The 6,885-nt window shown below is 43.4% G+C and carries 6 protein-coding genes; all 6 read left to right on the top strand.

Features of this window, described 5'->3' with window-relative positions; all coding sequences use genetic code 11:
* Window positions 1-350 (top strand): putative glycoside hydrolase (locus tag RDQ32_RS05980; protein WP_308579485.1); only part of this gene is annotated, 350 nt, incomplete at its 5' end.
* The gene (gene uvrC, locus RDQ32_RS05975; protein ID WP_308579484.1) at window positions 343-2,247 is read left to right on the top strand and encodes an excinuclease ABC subunit UvrC; all 1,905 of its coding nucleotides are present in this window, start codon (window positions 343-345) and stop codon (window positions 2,245-2,247) included. The genes RDQ32_RS05980 and uvrC, both read left to right, overlap by 8 nt.
* A gap of 249 nt (window positions 2,248-2,496) precedes the next feature.
* Window positions 2,497-3,969: a proline reductase-associated electron transfer protein PrdC gene (prdC, locus tag RDQ32_RS05970; protein ID WP_308579483.1), complete on the top strand. Its 1,473-nt coding sequence runs from the start codon at window positions 2,497-2,499 to the stop codon at window positions 3,967-3,969.
* Window positions 3,970-3,984: 15 nt separating this feature from the next.
* Window positions 3,985-5,859, top strand: a complete 1,875-nt coding sequence (prdA, locus tag RDQ32_RS05965; RefSeq protein ID WP_308579482.1) for a D-proline reductase (dithiol) proprotein PrdA — start codon at window positions 3,985-3,987, stop codon at window positions 5,857-5,859.
* Window positions 5,860-5,861: 2 nt separating this feature from the next.
* Window positions 5,862-6,107: a CBO2463/CBO2479 domain-containing protein gene (locus tag RDQ32_RS05960; RefSeq protein ID WP_007156068.1), complete on the top strand. Its 246-nt coding sequence runs from the start codon at window positions 5,862-5,864 to the stop codon at window positions 6,105-6,107.
* A 36-nt stretch (window positions 6,108-6,143) separates the two neighbouring features.
* Window positions 6,144-6,869, top strand: coding sequence for a D-proline reductase (dithiol) protein PrdB (gene prdB, locus RDQ32_RS05955; RefSeq protein WP_083793702.1), 726 nt, complete (start codon window positions 6,144-6,146; stop codon window positions 6,867-6,869).
* Window positions 6,870-6,885: the final 16 nt, after the last annotated feature.

Raw genomic sequence — 6,885 nt, 5'->3', positions numbered from 1 at the left:
GAGACGGAAATTTCGGTATAGAACATCCGGATACGGATCCCTACAAAACGATTTACTCTGCTTTAAGGTCATCTCAGAAGGAACTGGCTTTGGTGAAAAGCGGAGACAGCCATCAGGCAACGGTTCGTCCCTGGCTACAGGGCTTTACAGCATCCTATCTACAGCATTATATTCCTTATGAAAAGGAACAATTCCGGGCACAAATTCAGGCTGTATACGATAGCGGATATGATGAATGGCTGTTTTGGAATGCGGGAAGTAATTATGATTTTTCCTATTTCTATACCAAGGAAGAGGGAGCATCGGTACAATCCGAAGCCAAGACGGATCAGGAAGGAAATAATGGATAAGAAAAACTTTGATAAAGAGTTTATTATTGAAGAAGAGTTGAAAAAACTCCCGGCAATGCCGGGAGTTTATTTAATGCATGGCGATATGGATGAAGTGATTTACGTTGGAAAAGCGAAAATTCTGAAAAACAGAGTCAAACAATATTTTCAAAAATCAACGAAAAAATCCGTGAAAATTCAACAGATGGTCGCTCAAATCCGACGCTTTGAATATATTGTTGTGGATTCAGAGATAGAGGCTTTGGTGCTGGAATCCAATCTGATTAAAGAATATAAGCCCCGCTATAACACTCTGTTAAAGGATGACAAAGCCTATCCCTATATTCGATTAAGTGTGGAAGAGCCGTATCCCAGACTTTTTGCCTCCCGTAATAAGAAGATTAAGAGTTCAAAATATTACGGCCCCTACGCTTCTATGGAACGGGTCAATGAGGTGATTGAGTTACTCAGAAAAACCATGCATATTCGGAATTGTAATAAAGTATTTTCGGAGGATAATCCTTTAGCCCGCCCTTGCATTTACTATGATATGGGACAATGCCTGGGACCTTGTGTTTTAAAGCAGACCAAGGAGGAATATAGAGCCTCCATTCCGAAACTTACAGAGTTTTTATCCGGAAAAACCGAAGCAACCCTTAATGAATTGGAAGAGAAGATGTTGGAAGCATCGGATTGTTTGGACTTTGAAAAAGCTATGGAATTTCGAGATTTGATTCAGGCAATTCAAAGTTTACAAAACAAACAAAAGATTACTGCTTTGGACGGTGAGGACAGGGACATTATAGGATTACGAAGAGACCACAGTGACTGTATCGTGCAGATTTTCTTCGTTCGTGACGGAAAAATTATTGGCAGAGATCACCAGTTTTTGCGAATCGACGAAGAACAAAGTGATGGAGAAATCTTAGCCAGCTTTTTACAACAGTTTTATAACGGTACACCTTTTATTCCGAAGGAAATCCATTTACCCGTTGAGCTTCCGGATCAAAAGATTTTGGAAGAATGGTTAAGCTATGTGAAGGGAAAGAAGGTTTATATTCTGGTTCCAAAGCAAGGAGATAAAGAGAAGCTGGTGGAGCTGGCAGGAAAGAATGCAGGCATTTTGATGCTTCGCTATGTAGAAAAATACAGAATGGAGGAAAAGAAGCGAAAAGAAGCTTTGGAGGAATTGAAAAATGCCTGTGGACTTCCGGATATTCCTAAAAGAATCGAATCTTATGACATTTCCAATACCTCCGGTGCGCTTACGGTGGGCTCCATGGTGGTTTATCAGGAAGGAAAAGAAAAACCCAACGAATATAGAAAATTTAGAATACAAAGTATAGTAGGACAGGATGATTACGGAGCGATGAAGGAGATGCTCACTCGCCGCTTTTCTCACGGCTTAAAGGAACAGGAGGAAAATAAGGCGGGAGATAAAGAAAATCATCTGGGCCGTTTTTCGCAATTTCCCGATTTGATTTTAATGGATGGAGGCAAGGGACAGGTCGGTATTTGTGAATCAGTACTGGATAGTCTGGGGATCTCCATTCCTGTTTGCGGAATGGTTAAGGATGAGCATCATCGTACCAGAGCATTGTTGGTTGGAAATCAAGAATACCCCTTATCGGAAAGAAGTGAATGCTTTAAACTTCTTACCAGAATTCAGGATGAGGTACATCGCTTTGCCATTAGCTATCATCGCTCCTTACGAGGAAAAGAGCAGATTCATTCTCTTCTGGAGGATATTCCCGGTATTGGACCTGTACGGAGAAAGGCTTTAATGAGAAAGTTTCGAGATTTGGAGGGGGTTGCCCATGCCGATTTTGAAGAATTACTTTCCTGTCCCGGTATGGATGAAAAAAGTGCACAGTCTGTATTGTATTTTTTCAAGAACAGAAATAGAATGGATGAGTAAGTAATGTGAATTAAATATTACGAAAAATCCAGATTAAGCAAGCTTTTTAAGGGCTTTATACTTCGCTTTTTCCTTGCTTTATAAATCACAAGTATTTATATATTATGACAATAAATACTTGTAAAAGTAGAGCTTTCGCCGTAATATTACTAAAGAATTAACAATCTTTTGTAGAGGAAGGATGAGTAACACTTTATCGTGTCAGGCGATAATAAAAATATTCCATAAATCAGTAAGTTGAAGAAGGAGATGGGAAAAGTGGTTAAAACAATTTTACTCAGACAGCACATCGGTGCACCTGCTACACCGGTCGTAAAGGTAGGGGATTCCGTTAAAAGAGGAACCTTGCTTGCCGCACCGGAGAAACTTGGCGCCAATGTGCATTCCAGTGTGGATGGTGTGGTAAAAGAAATTACCGAGGAGGCGGTCATCGTCGAGGCTTCCGAGAAGCAGAGCGATGATTACGTAAAGATTGAGGGCGAGAATACTCTTGATTTGATTAAAGCCGCAGGAATCGTAGGTATGGGCGGTGCAGGATTCCCTACTGCAGTGAAATTAAACATCGACTTGAAGGGCGGATATATTCTGGTAAATGCAGCGGAGTGTGAACCTTTGCTGGAGCATAACATGAAGCAGATTATGGAACAGCCCGAGAAGACTTTGCGGGGTATTGATTACTGTATGAAGGTAACCAATGCAGCTAAGGGCGTGATTGCCATTAAGAAAAAGCATGAAGAAGAGATTAAAGTTCTTCTTTCTTTACAGGACAAGTTCCCCAATATCTCTATCCATTTGCTGCCGGATATTTACCCGATGGGAGAGGAAAGAGCCGTTGTACGTGAAGTTCTAGGTAAATTACTTCCTCCCACTTCCCTTCCTTCAGAAGCGGATTCCGTTGTTATTAACGTAGAGACCTGCCTTCGAATCGCTGAAGCCGTTGAAGATAAGAAGCCCAGTTTCTTAAAGAATATTTCTATCGGCGGTAAGCTAAAGAAGGGAACTAAGACCCAGGTCTTTATGGATGTTCCTATCGGTACTACGGTAGGAGAGCTTATCGAGATGGCCGGCGGTATTGAGGGAGAGTACGGTGAGATTGTTCTTGGCGGACCATTTACCGGTAAGGCTGTTGACTTATCCACTCCCATTACCAAGACCAGCGGCGGAATCCTGGTTACTGAGCCCTTTAAGGATTTAAAGGGAGCAAAGATGGGTATTCTTCTTTGTGCTTGTGGCGGAAATCTGGAGAGAATGGAAGATTTGTGCAAGAAGTACAATGCCGTAGTTACGGATGTACAGGCTTGTAAGCAGGCTGAAGATGTTCGAGGAACACTGAAGTGCCAGAACCCCGGAAACTGCCCCGGACAGGCGCAGAAGATTTTACACTTCAAGAATGCAGGATGTACCGATGTCATTATCGGAAACTGTAGTGACTGTACCAACACAGTTATGGGATCTGCACCGAAGATGAATCTGAATGTTCATCATCAGACTGATCATATCTTTGAAACCGTGGGTATGGAGCCTATGCGTTACTTAACCAAGTCCAAGGTTGTGGAGCAGTTGCCGGTAGATGATAAGGGACGCCAGCTTCCTTTCCCGAAGGAAGAGGAAAAGACAGAGCAGGCAGTGGAGCAGGAATTCAGCTTTTCTACCATGCTGGATGATGGATTATTCCATATCCATGTGGAGGAAGGCCAAGATATTCATATAGAATTTTCATAAGAAAGGAAGCAAAATATGTCTATTTCAGCAGAGTATGCAGAAGAGCACAAGAGCAGTCCGGCGGTGTTATGCTGTAGGGCTGAGGAGGGAGTAGTTCTCTCCAGCCACAACTTGGAGGATCCTGAAATCTTTGATGATTTGGTAGATCAGGGTTTGTTGAAGTTGGATGGTTGTTTAACCATTGGCGATGTTTTAGGAGCCAAGCTTTTAAAGACCTGTGATTCTCTCACACCTCTAACAAAGGATTTGGTAGAGCTCGCCAATAAGCCTGCAGAGGCAGCAAAAGAGGAGGCTCCTGCCGCTACAGCTGTTGCAGCTCCGGTAGCTTCAGTAGGAGCAGTGGCAGCACCGGCCTTAGGCGGAAGCTTGAAGATTCACATCGGTGAAGGTAAGGGAATCGATATTCAGATTCCGGTAGGTGCTTTAGGCGGCGCTTCCGGCGTTCCTGTAGTATCTAATGCAGCACAGGCTGTAGCAGGTAATGCAGGTGTTGCAGCTCCCGGAGCTGTTGCTACAGACGAGGAAGTGGTAGTACGCAGTCTTACCAGAAAACACTTCAAGATTACTGAAGTTAAGAGAGGTCCTGAAACCAAGTTAGAGGGTACCGTTCTTACCATTCGTGAAGGCATTGAGAAGGAATGTGTTGATTCTCAGAAGCTTGTAGTGGATCTGAAGATTGATATCATTACTCCGGATCAGTATCATACCTACTCCAACACCATCATGGATGTTCAGCCTATCGCGACCAAAGAGGGCGATGATGAAGTTGGAACCGGAACAACTCGTGTATTAGACGGCGTTGTTATGGTGGTTTCCGGAACTGATGAGAATGGTGTTCAGATTGGTGAGTTCGGATCTTCCGAAGGATACCTTGATGAGAACATTATGTGGGGACGTCCCGGTTCACCTGACAAGGGAGATATCCTCATTAAGACCAATGTTACCATTAAAGAGAAGACCAATATGGAGCGTCCGGGACCACTGGCTGCTCATACTGCAACAGACCTTATTACCGATGAAATCCGTAAGGTATTGAAAAAGGCTGATGAGAGTCTGGTAGTGGATACTGAGACCTTTAACCAGGTAAGAAGACCCGGAAAGAAGAAGGTTGTAATCGTTAAGGAAATCATGGGACAGGGAGCAATGCACGACAACTTACTCCTTCCTGTTGAACCGGTGGGAATTCTCGGAGGAAAGCCTAACGTTGATATTGGAAACGTTCCTGTTGTAGTTTCTCCGCTGGAGATTTTGGATGGTTGTATCCATGCATTAACCTGCATCGGACCTGCATCTAAGGAAATGTCTCGTCACTACTGGAGAGAGCCGTTGGTATTAGAGGTTCTTCATGATCATGAAGTAGATTTGGCCGGTGTTGTTCTGGTTGGTTCTCCACAGATTAACGCAGAGAAGTTCTACGTATCCCGTCGTGTAGGTATGACCTTAGAGGCTATCGGACCGGATGGTGCATTTGTAACCACTGAGGGATTCGGAAACAACCATATTGACTTTGCTTCTCACATCGAGCAGATCGGTAAGAGAGGAATCAAGGTTGTAGGTATGTCTTTCTGTGCTAACCAGGGTGCTCTGGTAGTAGGTAACAAGTACATGACCAGCATGGTTGATAACAACAAGTCTGAGGGCGGAATCGAGAACGAAATTCTTGCTAACAACACTCTTTGTCCAGAGGATGCTATCCGTGCATTAAGCATGTTGAAGTCTGAGATGGCTGGCGAAGAAGTTAAGAAGGCAGAGCGTAAGTGGAATCCAAACGTAAAGACTCAGAATATCGAGCTTGTTTCCAACGTTACCGGAAAGCCCATTGAGCTTGTTGAGAATGAAACTTCTCTTCCAATGAGTGATAAGTTCAAAGAGAAGTACATGAACGCATAATTATGGCTAAATACACAGATAAGATTATTTACATGGAAGGCATTATCGTGGAGGTTCATGATGGTGCTGTGGGGATTGACTTAAAAGGTCGTTTGGGCTTTTTAAAAATTCCCATGCGGATGCTCATTTCCGATTATGAAATTAAAGTCGGTCAGGAAGTTGGTTTCAATATGAGCTTTATTGAGCAATTAAGTCCGGATGTAAATGAAAAATACATTAGTAATATTCAAAAGCGCCAAGAGCCGTAGAATAATTACATAAAAAATTTATGAAAGGAGAAAGACATGGGTAATACTGTAGTAAAAGGGATGCAGTCTGAAATCTTCGTACCTGTTACTCCTCCACCTGTATGGGCTCCTGTCACAAAGCCGTTAAAGGATATGGTTATTGCCATTGCAACGGCCGCAGGTGTACACCATAAAGATGACAAGCGTTTTAACCTGGCTGGTGATTTTACCTTTAGAGTTATCAAGGATACAATGCCTTCTAGCGAACTAATGGTATCACATGGTGGTTACGATAACGGTGACGTTAACAAAGATATCAACTGTATGTTCCCAATTGATCGTCTTCATGAGTTGGCTAAAGATGGTGTAATTAAGGGGGTAGCTCCTGTACACTTCGGATTCATGGGCGGTGGTGGAAACCAGGAAAAGTTCAAAAACGAGACAGGTCCTGAAATTGCCAGACAGCTGAAAGAGGAGGGCGTAGACGCCGTAATCCTCACCGCTGGCTGAGGAACTTGCCATCGTTCTGCCGTGCTTGTGCAGAGAGCTATTGAGGCCGCAGGAATTCCTACAATTATCATTGCTGCGTTACCTCCTGTCGTAAGACAGACCGGTTCCCCCAGAGCAGTTGCTCCTCTCGTTCCGATGGGTGCAAATGCCGGAGAGCCAAACAACAGAGAAATGCAATACAATATCGTAAAGGATACCTTAGAGCAGCTTGAGGAAATCGAGTCTGCCGGTAAGATTGTTCCTTTGCCATATGAATACGTTGCGAAGGTATAATGCCAAGAAATGGAAG

Source organism: uncultured Oribacterium sp., assembly GCF_902481605.1.
Lineage (GTDB): Bacteria > Bacillota > Clostridia > Lachnospirales > Lachnospiraceae > Oribacterium > Oribacterium sinus.
This window is presented reverse-complemented; position numbering and strand designations above follow the sequence as displayed.